2 protein-coding genes are annotated in these 673 nt (G+C 76.1%); one reads left to right on the top strand and one right to left on the bottom strand.

Annotated features, from left to right (window positions below; all coding sequences use genetic code 11):
• A partial coding sequence (locus tag E1287_RS43405; RefSeq protein ID WP_165969487.1) for a tyrosine-type recombinase/integrase occupies positions 1–263 on the top strand: 263 nt, incomplete at its 5' end.
• A 174-nt stretch (positions 264–437) separates the two neighbouring features.
• Here the strand turns inward: E1287_RS43405 and E1287_RS44530 are convergent.
• A partial coding sequence (locus E1287_RS44530) for a hypothetical protein (RefSeq protein WP_207934833.1) occupies positions 438–673 on the bottom strand: 236 nt, incomplete at its 5' end.

Raw genomic sequence — 673 nt, 5'->3', positions numbered from 1 at the left:
GCGATGTGCAGGGGGTGATCGACCGGGTGCTGGCGCGGGTGGAGCCGGGGCGGCGGCGGAGCGTGACGCCGCATGGGCTGCGGCATACGACGGCGACGCATCTGCTGGCGGCGGCGACGGACATGGACGCGGTGCGGCGGGTGCTGGGGCATGCGGATCTGTCGACGCTGGGGCGGTACCGGGATGAGCTTCCGGGTGAGCTGGAGGCGGCGATGCGGGTCCATCCGCTGCTGGGGCCGCTGGAGGGCCGCCGCGGCGGATAGCCCGCGGCTGCTGGCGGGCGCGGCGGGCAGCGCGGCGCGGCCGTGGGCGTGCACGGCCACGGCTGGTGGCGGCATGCCGGGTGGCGGCTGGCGGACGGGTCGCCGGTGCGGACGGGACGACGGCGGAAGGGCGGCAGCGGAAGGGGCGGCGGCGGACGGAGGGCTGTGGGCGGGTCAGACCCAGCCGATGTCGGAGGGCTGGGGGAAGCCCTCGTGCCAGATGCCGTAGCCGATGAGCATGACGATGGCGGGCGCGAAGGCGGGGATGAGGACGCGGCCGAGGGTGCGGCGGGTGTGCAGGCCCCAGGCGGTGAAGGCGGCGGCGACGGCGAGTCCCATGACGGCGGTTCCGCCTTCGAGGGAGTTGCTGGTCCAGGTGAAGGCGACGCCGAGGGCGGGGACGATGGCGA

Source organism: Actinomadura sp. KC06, assembly GCF_004348735.1.
Taxonomy (GTDB): domain Bacteria; phylum Actinomycetota; class Actinomycetes; order Streptosporangiales; family Streptosporangiaceae; genus Spirillospora.
The sequence above is the reverse complement of the archived record's forward strand: the minus strand, read 5'-3'. Positions and strand labels throughout refer to the sequence as shown.